The 24,470-nt window shown below is 65.9% G+C and carries 25 protein-coding genes, 1 tRNA gene and 1 pseudogene; 13 read left to right on the top strand and 14 right to left on the bottom strand.

Features of this window, described 5'->3' with window-relative positions; genetic code table 11:
* Positions 1 to 161: 161 nt before the first annotated feature.
* Positions 162 to 1,994 (top strand): PGRS repeat-containing protein, encoded by a 1,833-nt coding sequence (locus tag ACZY08_RS19230; protein WP_463746213.1) that lies wholly within the window; start codon positions 162 to 164, stop codon positions 1,992 to 1,994.
* A gap of 82 nt (positions 1,995 to 2,076) precedes the next feature.
* Here ACZY08_RS19230 and ACZY08_RS19225 read toward each other — a convergent pair whose 3' ends face one another.
* The 3 genes from ACZY08_RS19225 to ACZY08_RS19215 all read right to left on the bottom strand — a co-directional run bounded on the left by ACZY08_RS19225 (position 2,077) and on the right by ACZY08_RS19215 (position 3,706).
* The gene (locus tag ACZY08_RS19225; RefSeq protein WP_463746212.1) at positions 2,077 to 2,754 is read right to left on the bottom strand and encodes a YczE/YyaS/YitT family protein; all 678 of its coding nucleotides are present in this window, start codon (positions 2,752 to 2,754) and stop codon (positions 2,077 to 2,079) included.
* A 120-nt stretch (positions 2,755 to 2,874) separates the two neighbouring features.
* On the bottom strand, positions 2,875 to 3,297 hold the full coding sequence (locus tag ACZY08_RS19220) for a hypothetical protein (protein WP_463746211.1): 423 nt from the start codon (positions 3,295 to 3,297) through the stop codon (positions 2,875 to 2,877).
* 154 nt (positions 3,298 to 3,451) lie between these two features.
* On the bottom strand, positions 3,452 to 3,706 hold the full coding sequence (locus ACZY08_RS19215; RefSeq protein WP_463746210.1) for a hypothetical protein: 255 nt from the start codon (positions 3,704 to 3,706) through the stop codon (positions 3,452 to 3,454).
* 131 nt (positions 3,707 to 3,837) lie between these two features.
* Between ACZY08_RS19215 and ACZY08_RS19210 the strand changes: the two genes are divergently transcribed.
* Positions 3,838 to 4,677 carry a glycoside hydrolase family 16 protein gene (locus ACZY08_RS19210; protein WP_463746209.1) on the top strand — a complete coding sequence of 280 codons (840 nt, stop codon included), beginning with the start codon at positions 3,838 to 3,840 and terminating at the stop codon, positions 4,675 to 4,677.
* 16 nt (positions 4,678 to 4,693) lie between these two features.
* On the opposite strand, the gene ACZY08_RS19205 is transcribed toward ACZY08_RS19210, so the two are convergent.
* Entirely contained in the window at positions 4,694 to 5,308 is a 615-nt protein-coding gene (locus ACZY08_RS19205; protein ID WP_463746208.1) for an LGFP repeat-containing protein, read from the bottom strand.
* Between the two features lie 296 nt (positions 5,309 to 5,604).
* On the opposite strand from ACZY08_RS19205, the gene ACZY08_RS19200 reads away from it, so the two are divergent.
* Complete coding sequence (locus tag ACZY08_RS19200) at positions 5,605 to 5,913, top strand: GNAT family N-acetyltransferase (RefSeq protein WP_463746207.1); 309 nt, start codon at positions 5,605 to 5,607, stop codon at positions 5,911 to 5,913.
* Positions 5,914 to 5,937: 24 nt separating this feature from the next.
* On the opposite strand, the gene ACZY08_RS19195 is transcribed toward ACZY08_RS19200, so the two are convergent.
* The 5 genes from ACZY08_RS19195 to ACZY08_RS19175 form a co-directional block, all read right to left on the bottom strand.
* Positions 5,938 to 7,083, bottom strand: coding sequence for a zinc-binding dehydrogenase (locus ACZY08_RS19195; RefSeq protein WP_463746206.1), 1,146 nt, complete (start codon positions 7,081 to 7,083; stop codon positions 5,938 to 5,940).
* 28 nt (positions 7,084 to 7,111) lie between these two features.
* Positions 7,112 to 9,055, bottom strand: a complete 1,944-nt coding sequence (locus ACZY08_RS19190; RefSeq protein WP_463746205.1) for a hypothetical protein — start codon at positions 9,053 to 9,055, stop codon at positions 7,112 to 7,114.
* A 113-nt stretch (positions 9,056 to 9,168) separates the two neighbouring features.
* Complete coding sequence (locus ACZY08_RS19185) at positions 9,169 to 9,612, bottom strand: DUF6636 domain-containing protein (RefSeq protein ID WP_463746204.1); 444 nt, start codon at positions 9,610 to 9,612, stop codon at positions 9,169 to 9,171.
* A gap of 35 nt (positions 9,613 to 9,647) precedes the next feature.
* Positions 9,648 to 10,436 carry a glutamate racemase gene (locus ACZY08_RS19180; RefSeq protein WP_463746203.1) on the bottom strand — a complete coding sequence of 263 codons (789 nt, stop codon included), beginning with the start codon at positions 10,434 to 10,436 and terminating at the stop codon, positions 9,648 to 9,650.
* Entirely contained in the window at positions 10,433 to 12,358 is a 1,926-nt protein-coding gene (locus tag ACZY08_RS19175) for a methyltransferase domain-containing protein (protein ID WP_463746202.1), read from the bottom strand. Before ACZY08_RS19175 ends, ACZY08_RS19180 begins: the two co-directional genes overlap by 4 nt.
* A gap of 110 nt (positions 12,359 to 12,468) precedes the next feature.
* On the opposite strand from ACZY08_RS19175, the gene ACZY08_RS19170 reads away from it, so the two are divergent.
* Both ACZY08_RS19170 and ACZY08_RS19165 read left to right on the top strand, forming a co-directional pair.
* Complete coding sequence (locus ACZY08_RS19170) at positions 12,469 to 13,602, top strand: BTAD domain-containing putative transcriptional regulator (protein ID WP_463746201.1); 1,134 nt, start codon at positions 12,469 to 12,471, stop codon at positions 13,600 to 13,602.
* Positions 13,599 to 14,453: a serine hydrolase gene (locus ACZY08_RS19165; protein ID WP_463746200.1), complete on the top strand. Its 855-nt coding sequence runs from the start codon at positions 13,599 to 13,601 to the stop codon at positions 14,451 to 14,453. The genes ACZY08_RS19170 and ACZY08_RS19165 overlap by 4 nt, the downstream gene beginning before the upstream one ends.
* Here the strand turns inward: ACZY08_RS19165 and ACZY08_RS19160 are convergent.
* The 3 genes from ACZY08_RS19160 to ACZY08_RS19150 form a co-directional block, all read right to left on the bottom strand.
* Complete coding sequence (locus ACZY08_RS19160) at positions 14,441 to 15,874, bottom strand: serine/threonine-protein kinase (protein ID WP_463746199.1); 1,434 nt, start codon at positions 15,872 to 15,874, stop codon at positions 14,441 to 14,443. The genes ACZY08_RS19165 and ACZY08_RS19160 overlap by 13 nt on opposite strands.
* 86 nt (positions 15,875 to 15,960) lie before the next feature.
* Entirely contained in the window at positions 15,961 to 16,419 is a 459-nt protein-coding gene (locus tag ACZY08_RS19155; RefSeq protein ID WP_463746198.1) for a lipoprotein LpqH, read from the bottom strand.
* 41 nt (positions 16,420 to 16,460) lie between these two features.
* A complete protein-coding gene (locus ACZY08_RS19150; RefSeq protein ID WP_463746197.1) occupies positions 16,461 to 17,093 on the bottom strand; it encodes a cutinase family protein in 633 nt (210 codons plus the stop codon).
* A gap of 139 nt (positions 17,094 to 17,232) precedes the next feature.
* Here ACZY08_RS19150 and ACZY08_RS19145 point away from each other — a divergent pair, with 139 nt between their 5' ends.
* The 6 genes and pseudogenes from ACZY08_RS19145 (at position 17,233) to ACZY08_RS19120 (ending at position 22,399) form a co-directional block, all read left to right on the top strand.
* A complete protein-coding gene (locus ACZY08_RS19145; RefSeq protein WP_463746196.1) occupies positions 17,233 to 18,090 on the top strand; it encodes a CDP-diacylglycerol diphosphatase in 858 nt (285 codons plus the stop codon).
* Between the two features lie 110 nt (positions 18,091 to 18,200).
* Positions 18,201 to 18,632: a hypothetical protein gene (locus ACZY08_RS19140; RefSeq protein ID WP_463746195.1), complete on the top strand. Its 432-nt coding sequence runs from the start codon at positions 18,201 to 18,203 to the stop codon at positions 18,630 to 18,632.
* Positions 18,633 to 18,839: 207 nt separating this feature from the next.
* Positions 18,840 to 19,481 (top strand): hypothetical protein, encoded by a 642-nt coding sequence (locus ACZY08_RS19135; protein WP_463746194.1) that lies wholly within the window; start codon positions 18,840 to 18,842, stop codon positions 19,479 to 19,481.
* A 423-nt stretch (positions 19,482 to 19,904) separates the two neighbouring features.
* Entirely contained in the window at positions 19,905 to 20,819 is a 915-nt protein-coding gene (locus ACZY08_RS19130) for a hypothetical protein (protein ID WP_463746193.1), read from the top strand.
* A 329-nt stretch (positions 20,820 to 21,148) separates the two neighbouring features.
* Positions 21,149 to 21,335, top strand: a pseudogene (locus ACZY08_RS19125) (tyrosine-type recombinase/integrase); the annotation flags it as partial.
* A 44-nt stretch (positions 21,336 to 21,379) separates the two neighbouring features.
* Positions 21,380 to 22,399, top strand: a complete 1,020-nt coding sequence (locus ACZY08_RS19120) for a hypothetical protein (protein ID WP_463746192.1) — start codon at positions 21,380 to 21,382, stop codon at positions 22,397 to 22,399.
* Positions 22,400 to 22,526: 127 nt separating this feature from the next.
* Here the strand turns inward: ACZY08_RS19120 and ACZY08_RS19115 are convergent.
* Together ACZY08_RS19115 and ACZY08_RS19110 are read right to left on the bottom strand one after the other, a co-directional pair.
* Positions 22,527 to 22,600: transfer RNA gene (locus ACZY08_RS19115), tRNA-Leu, on the bottom strand.
* 78 nt (positions 22,601 to 22,678) lie between these two features.
* A complete protein-coding gene (locus tag ACZY08_RS19110; protein WP_463746191.1) occupies positions 22,679 to 23,047 on the bottom strand; it encodes a hypothetical protein in 369 nt (122 codons plus the stop codon).
* A gap of 277 nt (positions 23,048 to 23,324) precedes the next feature.
* Between ACZY08_RS19110 and ACZY08_RS19105 the strand changes: the two genes are divergently transcribed.
* Both ACZY08_RS19105 and ACZY08_RS19100 read left to right on the top strand, forming a co-directional pair.
* Entirely contained in the window at positions 23,325 to 23,651 is a 327-nt protein-coding gene (locus ACZY08_RS19105) for a nitroreductase family deazaflavin-dependent oxidoreductase (protein ID WP_463746566.1), read from the top strand.
* Positions 23,652 to 23,756: 105 nt separating this feature from the next.
* A complete protein-coding gene (locus tag ACZY08_RS19100) occupies positions 23,757 to 24,464 on the top strand; it encodes an ABC transporter ATP-binding protein (protein ID WP_463746190.1) in 708 nt (235 codons plus the stop codon).
* Positions 24,465 to 24,470 lie beyond the last annotated feature (6 nt).

Raw genomic sequence — 24,470 nt, 5'->3', positions numbered from 1 at the left:
TGCACAAAGTGCGCATCCGAAGGTTCTCAAACTGGAACTTGTTCCACTCCCCTCTCTGTACGGTCCTTGACTGCTGGCTGTCCGCCAGTGCCCGCGTGGAAACCACTGCGGTGGAAGGGAAACCGATGCAGTCAAGCACTGACCATGGAGAGGTCCGATCCTTGTCCAAACATAGAAAGGCCAGATCGCGCGCCACGGTGCGTCCGATCATCACCACCGGTGTGGCCGGCGCAGCGATGGCAGGTGCAGGCATCCTGCTGTTCAGCACGCCGGATACGCCGCCGACCGTCGCGCAGTCTCCGAACATCCAACTCGTCAATTCCGATTCGGCGCTACCTCCACTTCCGAATGCCTCCACGTCGAATGCCCCAGCGGCGAGCGACATTTGGTGGCTGGCCAACAACCGGGCCGTGGTCGGATCGATATCCAGCGCCCCCACGCCCAACGCACTCGTTTCGGCGACCGGGCAACCCGTCATCGGTGACGGCGGTTGGCTGATCGGCAACGGCATCGACGCGGCTTCCGACTGCACCGGGGCGGCCTGCAATGGCGGCGCGGGTGGCTTGCTGTTGGGCAACGGCGGCGCCGGGGCCAACGGTGGATCGGGCGGCAACGCCGGTCTCTTCGCCGGCAACGGCGGTCGCGGCGGCGACGGCCTCGCCGGTGGTGACGGTGGTAACGGCGGCGAAGCCGGGTTGTTCTCGATGTTCGGCAAGGGTGGTGACGGCGGCAATGGCGGCGTCGGCATCGCAGGTACGCAAGGCGAGAGCGGGACGGGCGGCACAGCCGGTAAGAACGGGCCGGACGGCGATGACGGGACCACCGGCAACAAGGGGGACGACGGCGTAGACGGCGCGAAGGGAGCCGACGGCGCCAACCCGACGGGCACTCCGGGTGCCCAGGGCACCAAGGGCATTGGCGGGATCGGCACGGCCGTGGCAGGCAGCGGTGGCGACGGCGGTGACGGCGCTCCCGGTGGTAACGGCGGCAACGGAAACGGCAACATCGGAGCCGGCCATACGGGCGGCGACGGTGGCGACGGTGGCGACGGAAATGTGCCCGGTGCTGGCGGCGGCGACGGCGGCACGGGCGGTGCCGGGGCATTCGGCGCCAACGGTGGTAACGGCGGCGATGGTGGCGACGGCGCTCAGGGCGCAGCCGGACAGACCGGGCAGAACGGCACCGACGGCCACACCGGCGGCGCGGGCACTGACGGAAAAACAGGCGGCACTGGCGGCAACGGCACTCAGGGCGGCACCGGATCCGCGGGCACCACAGGCAAGGCCGGCGGCAAGGGCGGCAACGGCGGCAGCGCCGGCTTGTTCGGCATCTTCGGCTCCGGTGGGGCTGCCGGCAACGGCGGTGACGGCGGGCAGGGTGGCGAAGGTGGCACCGGCGGCCAGGGCGGCGCGGCCGGCAACGGCGGTGCCGGTGGTGACGGAGGCCAGGGCGGCGAGGGCGGCGCGGCCGGCAACGGCGGTGTCGGTGGCAACGGCGCCGACGGCGGCAAGGGTGGCAACGGCGGCAAAGGCGGCCTCGCCAACTACGCGAACATTCCAGGAACCGTGGGCCTCGGCGGACAAGGCGGCAAGGGTGCTGCCGGAGGTTCGGGAGGATCGGGAGGTGCTGCGGGCACAGCCGGTTCCGGTGGTTCCGGCGGCGCCGCCGGGTCAGGTGGCGCCGCGGGTACAGCGGGTGCGGGAGGCTCCGGCGGTGCGGGAGGCTCGGGCGGCTCCGGCGGCGCGGCAGGCACGGCCGGCTCCGGCGGCGCGTTCGGCTCGAAGGGCAAGACCGGCACCGCAGGCCAGACCGGCGCCACCGGCAGCACCGGTGCGACCGGAGCTGCCGGCGCGAGTGGTTCGGCAGGCAGCGCGGGCACGCCCGGCAAGAAGGGTGCAATCGGCAAACCCGGAACGGCCGGCAAAGCCGGAAGCTCCGGGAAGGCCGGCGCCAACGGCAGCAACGGGGCCAACGGAACACACAGCACGCCGTAGGCGTGCCGGGTGAGATCGGGCAGACGCTCGGCTGGATACCCCGGCCGAGCGTCTTGCTCGGGCACTCATCACGACTCCGCCGTCAGAAATGCCAGCGAGTGGTCTTGATGCGCTGCTGAAATGAGTCGAGCGCCGCCAGGTCCTTCTTCATCAGCGGCTTGTTGACCTTCTCGGTGAAGAAGTCGATCAGCGGACCGGCGAAGAACGCGGTCATCACCGTCCCGATGCCGACCTGCCCGTGGAACGCCAACGCCAACGCGACGAACGCGAGGTCCTGGGCCACCCGCACCGCCCGGTACGGCAGGTGCGTGTGATCGACGATGATCGGGGCGATCGCGTCGTACGGGGCGTTGCCCAACGCTGCGGTCATGTACATCGACGCACCGGCGGCGAACAACGTGATCCCGACGAGGAACATCGCGGTCTGCAGCACGCGTCCGGGGTCGACGGGAACCAGGGGGCTCAGCAAGGCCGAGAACCATTGAATGAAGTACCCGGTCATGACCATGTTGATGATCGAGCCGATCCCGATGTACATGCGGCCGAAGAAGAAGACCGGGATCAGCAGCACGGCGTTGCTGATCAGCTGGTACGTGCCGAGGTCGAGCCCAATCGTGTTGCTGATACCGATGTTGGCCGCGGTGTAGGGATCCACGCCGACCTGCGCGACGCGCAACACGGCTGATCCGAAACCCAGGACAGCCACACCCACCAGCGCCCAGAACGACCGCCGCAAGTAGTGCTTTTCTCGGCTACCCACAATGGACGACTATGGCAGAGCCAGGCAGTTATTCACGGCCGACGCGTTGAAATCGCACACAGGGTTGCGCACCAGGACAGATCACGACCGTGGGCGCAATCTCAAGGCGTCAACGCCTGCCTAAGAGAGCTTCGTCAACGTGAATGAGAACCGTTCGCTGCGCTCGGCCGGGCCGCAGTCGCTCGCCTCCCAGGTGGCGAACCCGGTGCCCGTCAGCGCCTGAGCGTCCCAGGACAGCGTGCGTGAGGCGGTGAGCGGGGTGCCCTCGCAGGTCCCGGCGTCGGGCCACGGGCTCGCCATCGTCCAGGTCCCGCCGTCGAGGTGGGCCTGACCTCCATACGCCGCCCACGTCGCACCACCGGTGGCCGCCACGTCTGCGCATCCCGCGCCACATGGGGTGACGGTCCAGGTGCTCCACGTCGACGGACCGTCGTGGTCATAGCGGTAGGTGCCGTTGAGCTCTTCGGCGACAGCCGGGCTCGCGAAACCGACAGCCGTTCCGGCGAGAACCATCGCCGGAACCATGCTCATGACAAGTCTCAAGATCGCTCCCTGAAGTCGCCCCGACGCGGCGCCATAAATTGACGCGCAGAGCATCTCACACGAGAGAGCCTCGGGCACAGCAGAATTGGCACTGCGGTGGCTCGGCTTGGCACGGCTGGGCAGTAATCGACTTAGCTGGCAAACCGGTCGGCAGTCAGCGGGACTCGACCTCGGATTCGACCAACCCGGCGCTGCGGGCGTTGACGACGACGTGTTCCCAGCTGGTCGCCACGGCCGCGATCACCGTGATGGCCGTCGCGAAGCCGGCCAGTGAGGCCAGTACCGTGGCCCACTCTCCGCTGGTGGCGACACTGAGCAGGAGAGCGACGAACGCTCCCGCGAGTACCAGCCCGGCGGTCAGCGCACTGCGCCCCCGTGCGGCCCGGCGCAAAGAATCGATCAGTGTCATGCATCCCACTGTGCCCGCGCTGGCTGAGCAGAGATGAAGCGTTTCCTATGGAAATGTTCAGAACAAAACTTCCCGCTGGCAAAACCGTTCAATCCCTACTCGCGCACGCGGCACCGCTAGGGTGGTCCACCATGGCCAACTTGGATCGCCGAAAAATGATGATGTTGTCAGGTCTGGGCGTGATGGCGGCAGCACTACCCGCCCCGCAAGCCCAGGCCCTCCCGACCAAGCCCCAGACACCGCCTGTTCCTGCGCCGTCGGCGCCGCAGGCCACGGTGAACTACGTGTTCGCGGACGAATTCGACGGGTCTGCCGGCTCGGCGCCGAACGCGTCGAAGTGGACCATCGCGAAGGCCCGCGAGACCATCAAGGACCCCACCTACTGGGAGCAGCCCGGCCGCATCGGCCAGTACCGCGATGACCGCAAGAACGCCTTCCTCGACGGCAAGGGGAATCTCGTCATCCGGGCCACGAAGGAAGGCGACGCCTACTACGGCGCCAAGCTGGCGAGCGTGTGGGAGGGCGGTGCCGGGCACACCTGGGAAGCCCGGATCAAGTTCAACTGCCTGACCCCGGGCGCCTGGCCGGCCTTCTGGCTGGGCACTCTCGGTGAAGGTGAGCTCGACATCGTCGAGTGGTACGGCAACGGCAAATGGCCGTCGGCCACCACCGTGCACGCCAAGTCCAACGGCGGCGAATGGGAGACGCACAACATCGCCGTCGACACCGGCTGGCACACGTGGCGCACCCAATGGGACGCCAACGGTGCCCGCTTCTGGCAGGACTACACCGAAGGTGCGAAGCCCTACTTCGAGGTCGCGGCCAGCCAGCTGCCGGACTGGCCGTTCAGCCAGCCCGGCTACACGATGTTCGTGGTGCTGAACCTCGCGGTCGCGGGCTCGGGTGGAGAAGATCCCAGTGCCGGTACCTACCCGGCCGACATGCTCGTGGACTACGTGCGCGTCTGGTAACCGCCTAGCTCACGTGCTACTTGGGCGTGACGGTCTCGGCGAACGTGCCGCCGCCCTTGTTCAGCCAGGTGATGGTCCCGTGCTGGAATTCGGAGATCCAACCACCGTTGGCCACATCCGGACCGCCGGCCGTCTCGTCCTCATCTTCGGTGGGGAATCCAAGCTGGCCTGCTGGGCCGCCGTTCGCGGTGTAGACCCGCAAGATCTCGCCCTGCACGACGTGCGCGCCGGTGGACGGCGAGGAATAGATGGTGCCGTTGGCGAAAGCCTGCACCGTGCCGTCGCCGACCTTCTCCGGTTGCGCCGTCGGTAGACCCAACTTGGCTTCACCACCGGCGTCGGTGTACGCCTTTGCGACGGGAGCGTCGAGTACCACCTCGCCGACACCCGGTGCGTTCACCGTGCTCGGTGCGCCTTCGACAGCCGACGAGACCGCGCTCGAAGCGGAGCTGGCCCCCTCTTTTGCCTTGCTCGTGCCGGCATCGACTGCCGACGACGCGGCACTCGTGGCACTGGACAAGGCGTCTTTGGTGTTGTCTTTCGCTTCCTGCGAGCACGCAACGGCCGCCGCCCCGGTGATGGCGAGAGCTGCGGCGAGCGCACCTGTGCGTTTCATCAGCTTTGGGTTCATTTTCCGAACGTAACACCGGAACAACTGCTCGTCAGCAACATACGGAAATCGTGGGATGGAATGCCCAAATCAGGGACGCGGGTCCCGCATGCTGACCGGTGGGCCGTTCAGCCCATCTGCCATCGCACGCACATACCCGTGCAGACCTGGCCTTTTAGGGCTCAGCAGCAATGGGGCGAATTCGCATGGAATGGCGTCACGCCGACTGCGTTACGAATCAATGTTCTATGAGCAACGGTGCCGGCAAATGGCGGGTAGACGCGCGATTATCGTGGGGTAACGGCGAATGGAGGCATATGAGTTCCGAGACCCGACTCGACCGCACCGGTGCGGCGACCACTGTGACCGAACACCCTGACCGGTTCACCATCGACGTCGACGGCACCACAGTGGGGATCGCCGACTTCCACGACCGCGACGGCCGCCGCATCTTTCCGCACACCGAGGTTCAGCCGCAATACCGTGGCCGCGGCCTGGCGACCATCCTGATCGCCGAGGCCCTGCGCTCCACCCGCGATGCCGGACTGCGGATAGTGCCGACGTGTTGGATGGTGGCCGAGTACATCGACAAGCATCCGGAGTATGCGGACATCACCGACCGGTGAGACTGCGTCCGTACGCGCCGGCGCTCAGCCGGCCTGGGGCGTCACCAGGTATTTCTCACCGGTCGCTTTCTGCAAGTAGCCGTTGAACGCGTCGGGCTTGAGCATGTCGGCCAGCGAGACCTCTTGGGTGTAGCTGCTTGCGAAGGTCGTGGTGAGTTCCGCGGCAACGCGGGCGCGCAGCCGGGCGATGGTCTCGGCGCCGGCACCGGCGAGAAACGGGGTGAGCAGCCAACCCCCGACACCCCAGGCCATCCCGAAGTTTCGAGTCAGAACGGTCGGGCCGGTGTCGAGGCTGCCGTAGATGTACACCTGCTTGTGCACCGCCGACCCGTAGCGGGAGTACTGCGCGCCGGTCGCGTTGGCCGCCTGCTCCATGCCGTTGAGAATCTGACTGGCCAGCGTGCCGCCACCGGTGGCATCGAACGCCAGCGTCGCCGACGTCGCCTTGAGTGCCTCGACGAGATCCGTCTCGAATGATGGCGACGACGAATTGCAGACATGTACCGCGCCGAGGCCACGCAGGATTTCCTCCTGCTCGGTCTTGCGGACGATGTTGACCAGCGGCACTCCGTCGGCGAGGCAGATCTTGACGAGCATCTGCCCGAGATTCGACGCCGCAGCCGTGTGCACCAGGGCCGAATGTCCTTCGCGGCGCATGGTTTCCACCATACCCAGCGCAGTCAGCGGGTTGACGAATGACGATGCGCCGTCCTTTGCAGTGGCTCCCTCGGGCAGCACGAGGCATGCCGCGGCGTTGACCACCCGGTATTGGGAGTACATCGCGCCGCCTGCGGTCCCGACGGTCTTGCCGAGCAAGGCTTGCGCCGACGGTGACTCCCCCGCGGCCACTACAGTGCCCGCGCCTTCGTTGCCCACGGGAAGCGAAGATCCGACGCGGGCCGCCAGACCGGCGAGGGCTCCTTCCTTCAGCGGCGCCGTGACGACGGGCCGGTCCGGGGTGCCCGCGACGGTCGCGGCCGACATGTCGGCCGCGCTCGGAATCAGCAGACCCAGGTCCGACGGGTTGATCGGCGCGGCTTCGACCCGGACCACGACCTCGTCTTGTGCCGGGGTGGGCACCGCAACCTCGTGCAGCGACAACTCGAGCGTGCCGTCCTCGGTCACCAGCGACCGCAGTTCCAGCGCAGTCTTGGGTAGTGCCTCAGTCATGTCTGAACACTACGTCCGCTGCGCCGGGCTACACGCTGCATTTACCTCCGGTGACCAACTCACATGTGGTCTGCAGGCCGTTGAGCACCCCGGCGGGGATCGCGGAGATGAAGTCGGTCGCACTGATTGCGCGCAATGACGTCAGGTCCTTGGCCTTTTGCGTGCCGATCAGCACCGCCACGGCGTCGCCTCTGTCCGTGGCGATCGTGAACGAGTCGTCGCCGTCGCCGTACTGCCCGGCACAGTCGACGCCCGTCTTGCAGGCCCCGGTAGCGGGATCGATGTTCTCGTCGAACATGTCGTTGATCCACCCCGCGGACAAATCGCGGACGGCCAACGGATTCTGCGGTTGCGGGAACCCGGCGATCGCGTAGGCGGCGACCTGGATCAGCGGGTTGCCGCCTTGCATCGGGTCCATGTGAACGCCGTCTTCGAGAACGACGCCGGTGAATTGACCTGGCCGGGCTTCGGACAGCTGGTCGTTGACATCGCTGAACACGTTGAGGAAATTCAGTGGGGCGCCGATCTCGTAGATCGGGATGTAGTCGTTCGGATCGTCATCGCTGGGATCAGCGGTCCCGTTCGTCTCCAGCTCGTCCAGCCGGTCCATCGCGTCGGGGATGATCGAGCCCATCGGCACCGCATCGTAAATCACCACGCCGGCAAGCTCATTCGGTGCGTCCAGCCCCTGTTCCCGCCGACGGCTCAACCCTTCGGCGTAATACCCGGCGACCCCCGGAGCGAACCCGCCGCCCAACGAGTGCCCGACGAGAACGAACTGCGTTGGTACATCGATATTCTCGGTGCGGCCGGCCTTCAGCTCCGCGGTGTCCATGCTGGCGTTGAGCGCCGTGCGGTCCGGATCGAGAAACAGCTGGGCGACGGCCTCGTGCAGGTTGTCGCCACCGAGCCACATGCCGTCGGCCTCGAACGGGTTCGACGTGAAGGTGGTGGTGACGACGACACTGTTTGTCGATTGGGCCAGATAAGACGCGGTGTAGCTGTACAGCGGACCGTTCGCCAGGAAGCCGTGCTGCAGGTAGATCAGCCGAGTCGGTGGCTCACCATTTTCCGAAGTCGGGAAATACCAGTTGGATTCGACTTCGTGGCCTTCGGAGATGACGAGTGTGGATGTGCTGACCTCGACGGAGTCCCGCAACGCCGGCGGCACCACCGGATCGCCGCCGACGGCCCGCTCCAGCGTGGCCAGCGTGTCGAACACGACATCACCGATCACCGATATCGGCTTGGGGTAATTCTGCGGCTCGGGGTTGAGCACCAACGCCCCGAGGCTGCGGATCACGTCGTGGATGGCCTCGAGCGGATCCTCGTGAGACGGTGTTGCGGCAGCGAGGCTGACGACCCGAGCGCCAGGTTGGTCCGGATCGACCGGCTTCAGGGCGTCGCGCAGCGTTGTCGCGACCTGGACGTCGCGCGGTTCGATCGCCCCCGTCGGGCTGCCCCCGGACAGACGCAGGCGCTCACGGTGTGCGGCAATGGCCGACCGGATGCCGATCGGCGGCCGGACCCGGACCTCGACGGCGCTCTGCTCATCCACGGTTTTCGGCGTGGCGTCCTGGACGATGTCTTTTGCGGCGCTGATGCCGTCGGCCGCGTTACGAATCTCGCGGGCGGTATCCCGAAAGTCGCTGCGCGCCTTGGCACTGACTGAATCGGCAAGTTGGCGAAGGGTGCGCGGCGCCGCCTCGGACTTGGCTGATCTCGGTTTGGTCGTGGGCTTCGTTTCGGTGGTCGGCGCGTCTGAGACCGCGGATTCAGGCCGCTGTTTGACCGTGCGCGTTTTGCGGTGCTGGGTTTTCTGGGCGGACTCGTTGTGGGTGGCCGACGGCTTCGCGTCGCGCTTCGACCCGCCGTCGTCGTCGGCGTGGGCCGTCCCTGCCCCGGCGAGTACAGCCGCCGACAATCCGGCCGTGAACACCCCGGCACCAACCCACGCTGCTACCCGCGTCATTATTCGCCCCCCGTTACATCGAACTCGACGTTTGTCACGCTAGCGGGGATCGGCGGCCCTTCGGGCGAAATTGGACGAGATGCCGAAACGGTCCGGCCCGGGCGGGTTCAGCGCTAGCCGAGCTCGAGAGATTCGCGCGACATCCGGAAGAAGTGTCCGGAGTTGGTATCGGTACACGTCACGCCAGCGGGTTGCGATTCGCACTTGACCGGGCCGGCCGAACGCGTCTGGCCGTACGGAAGCGTGGGCATTCCGGGTTCGAAGATGGTGTCACCGTGGCAGTGCACCTCGGGTGCGCGACCCGGCTTCAGGCTGACGCGGTCGCCCCAGTCCAGATGGCAGTCCGCCGGTTTGGCCGGCGCGGTGTAGGTGTGTTCGCGGATCTCGCACACCACGCCGTCGGTGCCGTCGGAATTGCTCGCCACCAGACACCAGATGTTGCCCGACGGGGTGACAAACCTTGTGGACGCCGGGCAGGCAGAGGCGGTCGCAGGGAGGGCGATGATGGCTGCCGCGGCGGCGACGAACGGGATGAGGTGAGGTCGGTTTGTGCTCATGGCATTGAGCATGCGGGGGCCGCCTTGCGGAATTCTCAATGGAATCTTGTGCTGCGATCGGCCACGGTGACGGCAGGTTCGGCGGTGAGGTCCACGGCCCAGGCGATCGCCGCACCGCGCCGCATCGACTCGGTATCGCCGCTGGTCAGATAGGTTCGTTCGGCTACCGGACCGTTCCGGGCGGCGGGATGGCGGGCCGCGACCGCGGTGGCCAGCCGCTGGGCCGGGTCGATCAGCGCGGTGTCGGGGAGCGCGTCGGCGAACCAGTCGCTCACGGCCGGGTAGTGGGTGCACGCCAGCACCAAGGTCTGGGTCCGCCTGAGCGGGGCGACGATCCGGTGCAGGTCGGCGACGAAGGCCGGTGAGCCGGTGCTGCCGGCCTCGATGTGCGCCGACAGCGGCTGGGCCACCCGTGACAGCACCTCCCGGCCGGGACGGGCCAGCCCTCGCCGGTAGCGGCCGCTGGCGATGGTGCGTCGCCCGCCGACGACGCCGATGTATCCACGGAGCCCGTCGGGAACGGACGCCAGGCCGTGATCGATGATGCCTTCCACCGGAACGGAAACCCGAGTCAGCCGTGCGACGACCGTGCTTGCCGCATTGCAGGCCAGCACCACCTCGGTGGCGCCCCTCTCGGCGAGCTCGGAGATCACCGCGGAGAGCCGGGCTGCCAGATCCTCGCTGCGCATCCGGCCGTAGGGCGTGGCTCCGGCATCCGACCAGTACAGGACGGGCAAGCCGGGTGCGCACCGGTCCAGCTCGCGCACCAGGCCGATGCCGCCGATGCCCCAGTCGAGGATGCCGAGGCACCCAGCCGGCGTCATGGGTAGGTCAGCGGGGCCGTGAGCCCCTTGGCCAGGGGTCCCGAGTCGAACGCCACCACGCGCTGTGACGGCGTCGCCGTCAGCAGCCGCAGCCGGGTACCGGGGAACCGACTGGCGAAGTACCAGCGGTACTCGTGTTCGGCACGGATCGGATTGTGCCGCAGCATCTCCCGCCAGGCGGGATGACTGGTCAACGCGGCCAGCTCGGCGGCGAACCGGGGCCGGGCCCGTCGGGTGCGCAGGTGTTCGAGGGCAGATCGGGCCAGGACGGTGAGCTCGCGAACCCGTATCGGATGCTCCACCATGTCGACCACCCACAGCCTGCCGCCAGGCACCAGGACCCGGCGAATCTCGGCCATCGTCGGATCCCAATCCAAGTACCGGAACGACAGAAAGCAGATCACCACATCGACGTGGTCGTCGGGGATGTCGAGCTCCGGACCGCCGACCGCCGCGAACCGCAACCGCGGGCGATCGTGGGTACGGCGGTGCGCCTGGGCGAGCATGCCCGTGGAAATGTCCACACCGATGCCGAAGTCGACCACTCCGTCGTCGTCCAGCGCCCGTAACAACGCACCAGTGCCGCAGCCGATTTCGAGTACCCGCAACTCCCGGCCGAGCTCGGCCCGGGCACGGGTGGCCCGCTCGGACACCCATCGCCATTCGGCGCCACGCACCCTGATGTCCGCGTAGGCACCGTCGTACAGCTCAGCTACCGGATCATAGGAGCCGCCGGTCCCCGCGAGGTCGGGCAGGCTGCGCACCGGCGGCCGCGCTGCGGCACCCAGGTACTTGCGTGCGGTGCCGAACGGCCCGTGCGATTTTCGGCCCGGCGTGTCGATCAGGTAGAGCTCGCCGCGGGTGACAGGACGGCGCCCCGCCCAGGCGAACCGGTCCTTGCGCGCCGACACCGTCGTGTAGTCGCGGTTACCGAAAGCGGTCACCCCGAACACGTTCGCGAAGAACGGTGCGAACCAGCGCGCGGTGCGGCAAGCGTGGAAGTAGGCCTGGCCGGTGCGTGTGAAAGGGATGGTCATCGAACGCCATTCGTGCGGTGAGAACTGTTCAGGCCAGGCGGTCGATCCGAACATCGGGCCGTACATTCCGGAATGGCTGATGAGGTGCAACTGGTCGATGACGCGGCCGGCCTCGGCCAATTGGGTGAGCTCGGCGACGAAGTCGGCCTTCTGCTGCAGACCCGACGTGATGACCTCGGCATCGGGATGGGCGGCGGCCAGCTCACGTGCCATCGTCGCGGCCGCCACCGCGAACTCTTCGGATCCACCGCGGTAGTGCGTGGTGTGGGCCACCCAGATCACCGGCGCCGCAGTAATTTCCGGCGACACCTCGGCGAGGGGGAGGCGCTGGTGCTGCCCTTGCGGGATCCACGCACCGTAGTTTCCGATCAGCTCCAACATTTCGGCCCGGTCCAGATCGAACACCCGCATGCTGGTCGCCGGTGGACTGTAGAAGTGCAGGGTCAAACCACCGTCCGGGCCGGCCATGTCGTGGATCACGTCGCTGGTGATGCTCGTGACTGCGCCGGTGAGGTGCTCCGCGCTGCTGGTGACGGTCAGCCTTGGACCGTCCCAGCCGAACCGTCGCTCCTCGAACCGGCCGTCCAGGACGATGACGAAACCGCCTGCCCCGCCATGGTCGTGCGGTGCGCAGCGCTGCCCTGGTCGCCATCGGGCCAGCATGATCTCGACGTCGTCGTCGACACGTAGGATCGTCCGCGAGTAGGGCTCACCGGGGTTCGGGTCGGACGCCGTCGTAGCCAGCGCGTGCCGCGCGCCGGCTACCTGTGCCAGCAGTTCGGCCCCGGGGACCTCTCCCCTGACCGCGACACCGGCCAACGCGTCGAGCAGCGAATCCAGTCCGGCGTCGTCGTGCCGGGCGGGGCGGTGCGAGATCGTGGTCATGTCGGAACGATGACGCCGACACCTTGCGGGATTCTCAACGGATCCTTGCGGTAGCGCCGCGCGGCGTCACAATGGGATGCGGACCGCGCCGAACACCGGGAAGGCAAGCGATGAGCGACACTCGTCTCGGGTTCGGTCTGTTGGGTCCGCTGCAGGTCACCGTGGACGACGCTCCCGTCGCACTGGGTACGCCCAAACAGCGCGCGGTGTTGGCGGTCCTGCTCATCAACCGCAATCGGGCGGTCAGCACCGAATCGCTGATCGACGCCGTCTGGGACGGTGAACCGGTGCCCGCAGCCCGCGCCACCATCCACACCCATGTGTCCAATCTGCGTCGGCTGCTCGGCGGCTCTGAGCGGGAAACGCATGCAGCGCTGGTCAAAGCGGCTCCCGGCTATCGGCTCAACGTCGCCGTCGGCAGTTGTGATCTGGACCGGTTCATCATCGAGAAGTCCGCGGGGATAAACGCCGCCGCGGCCGGACGATTCGATACGGCAAGCACGCACCTGTCGGCCGCGTTGACGCAATGGCGTGGCGAGGTTCTCGAGGATCTCCGCGGATTCCGGTTCGCGGATACGTTTGCAGCGGCCTTGGCCGAGGACCACGTGCTGGTGCACACCAGCCGCGCCGAGGCCGAGATCGCTTGCGGCCGTGCGGTGACCGTGATCGCCGACCTCGAAGACCTCGCCGCCAGGCATCCGTACCGGGAACCGGTGTGGGCTCAACTGATCACGGCCTACTACCTCGCGGAGCGCCAGTCCGATGCGCTGGAGGCCTATCGACGCGTCAAGTCCGTGCTGGCCGAGGAACTCGGCATCGACCCCGGGCCGACGCTCACCGCACTGCACGCGCGGATCCTGCGTCAGGAGCGGCTGGACACCAGGCAGGCCGCCATGGCCACCGCCGCGCACACGGTGAGCGCCGGACGCACCGCCGCCAACCGGGGTTCGACGGCGGCCGCACTGCGTGATGCCACCGGACGCCGATATCCGTTGCAACCGACCGTCACCCGGATCGGGCGGCTTCCCGACAACGACATCGTCCTCGACGATGCCGAGATCAGCCGTCACCACGCGGTGATCATCGACACCGGAAGCAGTTTCGTGATCACCGACCTGCAGTCGGCCAACGGTGTGCAGGTGCGGCAGGAACGCATCCACCCCAGCGCGACCGTCGGCGACGGGGACCAGATCCGCATCTGCGGTCACGCGTTCACCTTCGAACTTCAAAGCGCCGCACCGTGACATCCGGTCACCGAGGCCGGCTGTGGGCCCTGATAGCGGTCTTCGCGACGATCGCGCTCGCCGCGGGGGTGATCATCGGGACCCACCTCGCCAAGCGCCCGAACACGCGGAGCTCGGCGCCCACCGCGTCGCTGGCCGCGGGATTCGCCCAGTTGCAAACGCAGCTGCCCGCCGTTGCTGGTGTGGCGATCAGCGGCGTCGGCCCCGGGCAGGAGCCGATGAGCTTGGGCGAGTGGCAGAGCGGCCCCGCCTGGTCGACGATCAAGGTGCCGTTGATCATCGCCGCGCTGCGCGCACAGGTGCCGCCGCAGATCACCGAAGCCATGACCGCGGCCATCACCCAGTCCGACAATGCCGCAGCCGAATCGATCTGGGACGGCCTGGGTACACCGGCCGAGGCCGCGCACAAGGTCGAAGCGGTTCTGCGGGAGACCGGTGACCCGACGGTCGTCCAATCGCAACGCGTGCGTCCGGAGTTCAGCGCTTCGGGGCAGACCGACTGGCCGCTGACCGACCAGGCGCGGTTCACGTCCGTTGCGTTGTGCGACAAGGCAAATGACCCCGTGTTTGATCTGATGGCCCGCGTCGAGCCCGACCAGCGATGGGGTATCGGCACCCTCGAGGGCAGCCGGTTCAAAGGCGGTTGGGGCCCCTCACCGACGGGTGGCTATCTGGTTCGTCAGATCGGTGTGCTGACGACTCCGACCGGAACCGTGGCCGTGGCGTTGGCCGCACTGCCGTACTCGGGAAAGTTCGAGGACGGCACCGCTGCGCTCACCACGATGGCCAACTGGCTGCGTGAACGTCTGAGCGCCCTGCCGACGGGACACTGCCCGGCTCACCAGAGATAGACGCGGGCGTTCTTGCCGCCCGTGCAGGTGATCCAGCTGTCGCCCGGGGACTGCTGACAGTGCATCAGGAAGTTGGAGCCGTCGCACAGCGCCCCCGGCACCTTGCCGCAGTCCACCGCCCCTGGGGCCGACACCGCTCGCGGCAGCGGACTCGCGTTGCCGTATTCGGCCCAGTACGACGTCAGCACGCTGTTGGTGAAAAGGCATGAGGTTTCCGGGGTTCCGCGCCCGGCACGGCTGGCGAACCCGGTGGCGGTGGTGACCGCGAAACCGTCGTCACACGACTGGTGCAGGCTGCTCTGATCGGGGCCGGTGATCAGTGGCGGCACCGGGCCGCCTGGCTGCGCGGGGTCTCGCTGCGATGCCGAAGGCGGTGTGTCCGCGGGTTGTCCGGCGTTATTGGCAAGCATTCCGATTACGACGCCGAGGCCGCCGAGGATCAGTGCGGCCGCCACCGCGATGACCGTCGGCAGCACCCATCCCCGTCCGCGAGGCGGCTGTGACGGCTCGGCAGGTGGATCCGGATGTGGATAGCTGGCGGGGCTCACCAGAGCCGCGGCGAGGGTGGGCGCCTGGTGCGGTGCGGTCGACGGCGCCGAGCCGGCCTGCAGTGCGCGTTGCGCCGCACGGCCCAATCCTCCGGCCGAGCCGTACCGGTCGTCGGGGTCCTTGGCCATGCCCCGGGCCACCACATCGTCCAGGGTCGTGGGCACCGTGGGATTGGCGGTGCTGGGCCGAGGGGGCGGCGCCGAGATATGGGCGGCGAGCACGCTTTCCAGATTGTCGCCGACGAAAGGGGGCTGGCCGGTCAGCGACTCGTACAGTACGCACGCCAGCGCGTACGAATCGACTGCCGGTGTGACCGTCTGTCCGGTAAATCGTTCGGGCGCCATGTAATTCAGGGTGCCGATGCGGGATCCCTCGGTGGTCAACCGGCTGTCGCCCTCGCTCTCGGCGATGCCGAAGTCGACGAGGTAGGCAAAATCGGCCGGGGTGACGATGATGTTCTGCGGCTTGATGTCGCGGTGGATCAACCCGGCCGCGTGCGCCGCATCCAGGGCTGCCGCGATCTGGGTGACGATGGCCACCGCTCGCGCCGGCGCCAGCGGGCCGTGGGCGATCAGATCCGAGAGCGTCGCCCCCTGCACCAGTCGCATGTCGATGTAGAGGCTGCCGTCGATCTCGCCCCAGTCATGGATGGGGATGACGTGGGGTTCCTGCAGGACCGCGGCCGCATGCGATTCCCGCTGGAATCGGGTACGAAACGTGGCGTCGCTGGAGTACTGGTCGGCGAGGATCTTCAACGCCACGGTCCGGTTCTTCTCCGCGTCGAAGGCCTCGTACACCTCCCCCATCCCGCCCTTTCCGAGCAGGCGCGTGATGGCGTACTTGCCGAACGTCGTGCCGACGCGCGAATCCACTTCCGATCTCCCCTGGTCGTTCGGTATAGACGCAGTATCGCCTGTGAGGCCACGGGATGCAGATGATTGCCGACCATCCGGTCTGGTCAGGATCTCCCGAGCGCGGGCACGGTGTCACGTGTGCCTTTCGGCCGCTGATAGCCGGGGCAGGTGATCTCGATCTTCACCTGGCGCCACCCGGGCCCTTCTTGGGCAGGCATCCGTCCACTGATCGTGTAGACGTCGTCGACCTTGATGGCCGTCATCTCACGCGAGTCCTTGGTGAAGCCATTGGCTTCGGGGATATGGAACCCCGCGGCCGTGACGACCAGGCGGTGTGCCGTCGTCAGCATCAATCGAACGCTTCGTCGGTGGTCCGTCGCCGATGGCGATGCGTAGATCAGCAGGTTGCCGTCGGGAAACCTGGTGCAGGTGACCTGCGCGGCCAGGGTGTGGACGTCGCCGTCGAGCACGATCTTCACCTCGGACAGGCCGGCCCCGGACGTACAACCCACCAACAGTGTGATCGCAGCCGTCGGCGCCGCGATGCCGACGCGGGCACGCATGTGTGCAGTATGAACGCACCGCGGTGCCTGGGCGACCGGAACTAGAGTCGGCCGGCGGCGAAATCGGCTGCCTGCGCAACCTTTCCGGACTGCACATAGGACACGTGGGCACCCATGTCCCAGCCACCTTCCCAACAGATCGGGTCGGCCTCATTGCACTGGTCGATCGAGTTGGCGGCGTACTGCGGGGCGAGCGTCGGCAGCGGCATCCCGGAAGCCAGGAGGCCTGAGAAGCTGGTGCGCGGCGTACCGAACAGTGCGGTGGCCGCCACGTGATCGGCGGTCTGGGGAGACGCTGCGGTGGTGGCCTGTTCGATGACGGCCGCTCCCTGCGAGTAGCCGCCCAGCACCATCTTCGTGTTCGGACAACTGGCCGCGATGGACTCGATCAGGGACTGCGCCGCGTCGGTGCCGGCCGGGGTGCTGTTGTGGAAGTCGTTGTTGGCCGGGTAGTCCACCGCGGTTCCGTCGACGGTGCGCGGCGCCACCCGGGCCCGCAGGTCGTCGACGAACGGGCCGCCGACACTGCCGAGGCCAGGCGGTTCATTGGTGCCGCGGGCGAACACCACGATCACATCTGCGCAGGGCGCAGCCGCTGCCGGCGCGGGCGTGATTGTCGGGACCGCTGCGGCCAGTGCCGCGAAGGCCAGAATCAAAGCAGGCTTGCTGGTCATACCGACCGATCGTAGGGCCGTTCCCCCGATCGGTGGACCCACGATTCCGGCGATTCATGGTCTGACCAGCGGACAGACTCGGTGGCTCCCAGACGGGATGGTGTTTTCAACACACCAACACCCACCGAGGGGACATCACATGACCATCAACACCATCGGCTTCGTCCGCCGCTCCGCACTCGTCGCCGCCGCGGCGGTCGTGCCCGCACTCGGGCTCGGCCTCGCGCCGGCCGCCGGCGCACAGGTCACCGACTTCGGACCGTGCGGAAATCCCGCCGACAAGCATGTCGCGCTCTGGAACGACGTCAAGCACGCCAGCCCACAGCACAAGGACGGCGCCATCGACGTCGTGTGGCCCGCCGGCGACAAGTCCCGCGGCTATGCGGTGCGCCAAGGACACCATCCCGCCCAACTGACCGACCTGCTGGTGATCCCGACGGCCCGCGAGACCGGCATCGAATGCGCAAACCTGTTGGACGCCAATGCTCCCCATTACTTGAAGGATGCCTTTGAGCAGGTCAGCATTCTGCCGCCGGGCAACCAGGGCCAGGCACCGGACTGGGCGCTGGGCATCAACTCCGCCGACAACCGCGGCCAGGAGCAGCTCCACGTCCACGTGACTCTGCTCGATCCCACAGCCCGCGCCGACATCGACCAGGCCGTCAAGAACCACAAGGTCACCAAGGACGTGAAGGGCTGGAAGGACTCCGTGATCGGTGTGCGCGGCCACAACGAGAAGGACCAGATCGAGAAGAGCCCGCGCGGCTACCGGGCCTGGCACACCGACAACATCGACCAGAACTTCTTCGCTGCGCTGAACACCGACATCGTCGCGCCACTGAAGAAGGCGGGCACCGACGTGAACATGAGCAACGAGACTCTGCTGATCACCAAGAACCACCAGGGCCCCGGGTTCATCGTGATCGCCAGCGACGAGAAGTCCGGCCTCGCCCCGTTCGGCGTCAACAACATCGAGCGGTTGCTCGACAAAGGCTGATCTGTCTGCGAACCCAACGGCCACCCGTGATCGGGTGGCCGTTGGATGTTTGCGCCCACGTGGTTTCCGCTGGCGGTAGCCTCACCTCACCGAACAAGCAAGGGGCAATCATGAGCCAGCCCGATGACAATCATCCGCCAGCGGTGCCAATACCCACGCCACCATCGAGGCCGCTGCTGCCCGATCTGAGCCCCCCGCCCGGATACATCAGCGCAAGCGGTGCAAACCCCTACCCGTACTCAGCCCCGCCGCCGGTCCAGACCAACAGATACGCCCCGCATGCGGCCTCGAAAAGCCCTGGGCTCGCCGCCCTGCTGGCCGGACTCTTCGGTTGCCTGGGCATGCTCTACGCCACCGTGCCAGGGGCGTTCATCACGTTCGGTATCAACGTGCTGCTGTTCTTCATCGGAATCTTCACCGTCGGGATCGCCTGGTTCTTCTTGGTGTTCACCTGGATCGGCGGCATGGTCTGGGCCTACGTGGCCGCACAAGAACACAACAGGAAACTGCTGCCACCGGCACGCGCGCCGCAGAGCCCATAGTGATCGGCGAAGCCGCGAGACGACGTGAGCTGCGGCCGAACTGGTTCCGTCCCAGGCACCGTGTAACGCGGTTTCGTCGAACCCGCTGGCCGGTACTGACGAACCCGGGTCGTGTCGGTGCCCCCAGTCGGACTCGAACCGACACTTGGCGGATGAGAGGCGGCGCGGCTGGATCTCTGCGTCGGAGGCCGGTGGGACGATTAGGCCGTGTTTGGGACGCCGACGCCACTAGCCGATCCGCTGATCGTTGAGATCGTGAATCACACGGGGCGGTGGCAGCCTTGGCTGCCGCCTGCCGTCGGACTCCTCGGGTCGATGCTGGTCGCGGTGGTCGCGCTCTACAGCGTCTACAAGACGAACGGAACGAACGAACGTGCCATAGATGCGTCTGACAAAAGAGAACATGTTAGGTGGCAGCGCGACAAGCTCATCAGTCTGGCTGATGAACTGCTCCAGACGTCCGAGATGGCAACTGAACGCCTGCGCGGGTGCGTGTCATGGGATCTTGCGAAACCGGGAGCAGCGGATCGGATGCTGCACGAGATCAACAATGAATCCGCCACGGTCCCGATGCTCGGTCGGCGCATCGCTTTTGTCACCGACGAAGTAGCGGATGAAGTCAAGATCCTGTTCGAGACCATGTCGGCTTTGTTCTTGCTAGTCGCGGAAAACTGGAGAGAAGCGCGCCGAGAACTTCCGAGAGAAGAGCGGCCAATGCTTGCCCGCATTGATGCGGAGGCCGAAAAGGTGCGCGCCTCTCAACGCACGTTTGTCCTGGCTATTCGCAAGGCCGCTGCCGACCTGGGCCGAGAGCCTTCGCCTATCTCGCCTGGTGCGCAAACAGATTAACCACCTTGCTCGGTAGCTCGGCGGGCTTGCCGGGGGGCGGTTCGGGCAAGTCGTCCGCGTACTGCTCCGCTGGGATCATGTCGCAGTATGTGTTCAACGCCAACGTGTAGGTCGAGTGGCCCAGGAGCTAGCCACGCAGGCAACGCCGCCCCCGACTACCCGCGAGGTCGAATGCGTGTGCGGGCGTGGCGTATTCATGCGACCGTCGAGTCTGTGACGTCGACTTACAACGGTATTCCGTCTTGAGCCTGGATCGAGCGGACCTACCACCGTCGCCGACGCCAGTCCGGCCCTGGGGTGGTTGACCCCGATCGAATACGAAGCAATCAAGACCACACCCGCCAGTCAGTCCGCGTGACCCGCACTGCCACCTGATCGTGCAGCAGACCCTTTTGTCGCCACCGTCACATAACGTGCAGACCTATGACGCTTATCCAGACGGTGTTCACCAAGGACCGGATAATCCAGGTCTCAGATCGCCGACTCACAAAAGGTAAGAACGGTGACTTGGTGGACGACTTCCACACCAAACTGGTGCTGTGGAATGACCGTTATACCGTGGGTTTCACTGGCATAGCCCGCATCAACCCCCGCCAGACTCAGTCAACCGCGATGTGGATGGCCGAAGTTCTTTCGGATTATTGGCACTTCGAACATGGCGTGCAGGCACTTGGAGCTGAGGCTGGGAAGCGTATGAAGAAGCTCCGCAGAGATTGGGATCGCCGACTAGCGATCGTTATTGCCGGGTTTGATGAGTACCACCAGGGCCCGGCCATCACCTGCGTCACCAACATGGACATGCAGACCAACGCGTCGGCCGACCCGACACAGTTTGAAATCTGGCAACTCGCGATGGGTCCCGGTCAGATGTCAGGCACCCATTCCATTGGCGCCGCTTTGAACGCACAACAAAACAATCTGCTCACCCGGTATGTGAGGAGGGCACTTCAAAACGGGGATGGAGTCAACGATGCCACACGTCTGATGGTTGCGATTCAGCGCGACGTTGCCAGGACAGACAAGAAGGGCACCGTCGGACCAGATGCGTTGGTGGTTCATATTCCCCGCGCTTCAACAATTCCGCCTGGTGGCCCGTCTGTGGTGTCGAACCTCGGAGGCACCGACCTCCCGACCGCTGGGACTAGCTTCGGATACTTCGACCGGAACGGCTGGCAATGGAAACAGGAAGCTCCGTTGGTCGCGGGCGGCGGATTTGTCAAGAAATTTTGGGCCTCTGCCGACCCGGACTGTCCAGACAGCCAGAGTGTCAGCATGAAATTCCTTAAGGTGCCGAAGGATTGGGGCAGGCCTGAGTCATCAGCACCTCAATTGAGATAGAAGCCTTGCCAGGCTCCGGGGTTCCGCTTTCGTGTGCGCGATCCAAAACTCATCCAACAGGTCTACGCAAATACCCGAGCGACCGTGACAGGAGAGCCCAAAACCGAAGGAACTCATGCTGTAACGGGCGAGCCACGTCGTCCTAGTACCAAATGGAAACCATTGTTGTTGCGCTACTTCGCTTTTATCGAAGCTATCCAAGGCCGCCGGGTCAATAGGTGCCAGCCCTCAAGCCCCGGCGGGTAATCCAGCGCGAAGCCCGTCCCGATGGCGAGCAGTGGTGACTGGTTTGCTGGTTTCGCCGCGGCGGAGTCGGCGCGACCGGAGTTGCCGGCAAGTACGGCCACGCTCCCCTGTCTCGGCCGATGCAATCGCCATGCGTTCGATGGGTTACGCCTGTGTGCCGCAAGCCTGTACGAGTACTACTTGCAGCCCGCGAGGAGAGCATTAGGTCTCGGAGCTGTCCGTTTTCACGATCTGCGCCATACCTTCGCTACCATGAACCTGTCCGCAGGGATTAGCGGCCCGCAGACCCGTCTTGAGGTGGCAGCATCACGCGCATGACGTACTCGTTTCACAATCGGTTGGTGCTCAGCGATGCAGTCAGCGCGGGCCTATTGGGGGAACCCAATCCCGAGACGGGATTTGTCGAAGTGACTAGCGTCGTCCTGCCCGACGGCCCCGATGGTGTTGTTGAGCTGTGCGGTCCGGCCGAAGGTGCACAGATACAAGGTGCGCTGGAACTGCGCCTGACTGGGCGGGACTTTCCAACGTTTGAGGCGGCGTACCAGGCTGGCATTGTGTGGCGGAACCACCTGACAATCGCGTTCGCTCACTACTTGGTTGGCATCAAGATTGGTTCCGCTGACAACCCGATTCACCAGGGTTTCGGTACGCCGTACTACCAAAGCCCTCAACAACGACGTCTAAGGGATGATCCTGGCCTGCTCGTTTTCGAAGCCGGTAAGCAATCTGGGGCAGGGGGATTCTTCGCTGAGGGCTACGTAATGCAGGGAATACACGGGTTAGTGACCTACACGATTCCATGGATCACCAGTCGTAATTATGAGATAACGTCGCAGCAGCTCTTGGCCTATGGGCTGGTGCATGCCGCGTACTTCGAGGACAACCCTGAAACAAGTTTCATCCTGTTAGTCACCGCAATCGAAGCGCTCTTACCGCCGCGCGAAGTGGCTCCCCGCGACGTCGCTGACGTGCTCGACGCGCTCAAGCAGCAACTGGATGAGATGACCGATATCGACGCCGATCTACGCCAAGACGTTGCCGAAGCGCTCGAGGATGACAAGTTCGACCCCATCGGGCGCAGAGGCCGCCAGCTGGTGAGCTGCCTCGGCACCGAGCGTTTTGCAAGTCAGAAGCCTAAGGACTACTTCTACGGGCGCTACAAGGTACGCAGTGAGTTGGTGCATGGCAGCGTCGATCGCCTTACCGAGTATCAGCTGTCAAAAGAGGTGCCGGAGCTGCGCCGCTTTGTTCTGGCGCTCTTGGGCATGTTGGTGTTCGGTGTGCGGCTACCGGAATTTTGGACTGCGGAAACCGTCCAGAGCTCACCCAGTTAACCCGGCCTCGTTGCCGGGTGGCGGCTCGTGTCCGTACACGGACGTGACACGGACGCGCCACCGTTTCCGACCCCATCGGCCGACGGTTAGAGCCCCCGAAAACAGCTCTGACATGCACTGATATCAGTGCCCCCAGTCGGACTCGAACCGACACTTGGCGGATTTTAAGTCCGCTGCCTCTGCCAATTGGGCTATGGGGGCGATCGGTAGCACCGTACCCGGCCCCCTGTCCGCCGGCAGACAGTCACCCGCCGGCGCGGTCGTCGTCCCAGCGCGGTTTCAGCCCGGGAGGACGCGGTAGCCAAGCTCGTAAAACGGTCCGCCTGGGTTCCCGTTCACGAAAAACTTGATGAACAGCTCGTCCTTCGGACTGTTGACGTCGCTGGCTTCAATGATCGTTTCTCCGAGGTCCCGTCCGCCATCGTCAGCGACGACCATTCTGAACTGAAGCGGGTTCTCAAATGCCCGGAATGATTGATCGTCGAACACAAATAAGTTCCGCTCAAGTTCGTCATTTCGAGTCATGGTCAGCCGGCCCATCCGACGGCGTTCACCTCCTCCTTGCTGGGGCACTTGGAGTAGGACGACGGACTCCGGAAAGCCGAGGGGGCCAGTCATGTCCACCAGCTTGAGAAGCGGAAGAGCCATTTCAAAACCTCCTGTTGGGGCGGTGCGGATTCGCTACAGAGTCTTCCGACGCTGGCCGGCCACGACGCGCGTAGTCGCCTACTCGTTTCTTCAGCTGGGTAAGGCACGACTTTCGGCCGGAATGCACCCTGGCACCCCGCGTGGTGCCGGCGGACCGCACTTGATTGAATGAGGCCGCAGGGCGGGAAAGCGACGGGGGCCGCATATGCCGAGCAGTATCGCGAATTCGATTGCCGTAGTTGCCGAACGGATCGCGGCAGCACTGGGACCACGGGCGATGCGGGTGATCGCCCGCTTCAACAAGTACGTCACCAACCCGCTGCAGCGGTTGTGGGCGCCATGGCTGCCGTACATGGCCGTCATCGAGCACACCGGCCGCAAGTCGGGCAAGCCGTACCGCACTCCGGTCATGGCGTTCGTCGACAGCAAGTCGGTCTCGGTGGTGCTGAACTACGGCGAGCACTCGGATTGGGTGCGCAATGTCCGGGCCGCCGGTGCGGCCCACCTGGTGCATCGCGGCCGGCATTATCAACTGACCAATCCCCGCATCATCCCGGCCACCGACCAGAAGGCCCGGTTGGTCGCCTCCCTGACCGCTCCGTGAGTGTTGGCTTGTGTGCGAAGTTCGGCCAAGAACTCGCACATAAGCCAACGTTCGACGCGGGGACCGGGCGTAGGCTGCGCATATCCCGACTCCCGGGAGGCTGCGATGCCCGAACTGGCCATCGAACTGCGCGACGTGGTGCGCGAGTACAAGGTCGGCGGCCAGACAGTGCGCGCCCTCGACGAGATCAGCCTTCAGCTCAACGGCGGGCAGTTCGTGTCGGTCATCGGCCCCTCCGGCGCAGGTAAGAGCACGTTGCTGCATCTGCTGGGCGCGCTGGACTCCCCCGATTCGGGCTCCATCACCTTCGACGGCGAGGAGATCGGGCGCCTGGGCGACGAGCAGCAGTCGGCGTTCCGCCATCACCGGGTGGGGTTCGTCTTCCAGTTCTTCAACCTGTTGCCCACCCTGTCGGCCTGGGAGAACGTGGCCGTCCCCAAGCTCCTGGACGGGGTCCGGCTGGGCAAGGTCAAACCGCAGGCCGTGGAACTGCTGGACCGCGTGGGCCTGGGCAACCGGACCGAACACCGGCCGTCGGAACTGTCCGGTGGCCAGATGCAACGCGTCGCGGTGGCCCGGGCCATGATGATGGACCCGCCGCTGATCCTCGCAGACGAACCGACGGGCAACCTGGATTCGACAACGGGTGCGGCGATTTTGACCCTGCTGGGCGAGGTCGCGCACGAGGAGGGCCTCGGTCGCCTCGTGGTGATGGTGACCCACAATGCCGAGGCCGCGGCAGCCACCGACCGGGTGATCACGCTGCAGGACGGCCGGCTCGGCTCCGACGAGATGTCGGTGGTGCCGGGGTGAGACTCG

It is taken from the genome of Mycobacterium sp. IDUB_9 (assembly GCF_055419505.1).
The sequence above is the reverse complement of the archived record's forward strand: the minus strand, read 5'-3'. Positions and strand labels throughout refer to the sequence as shown.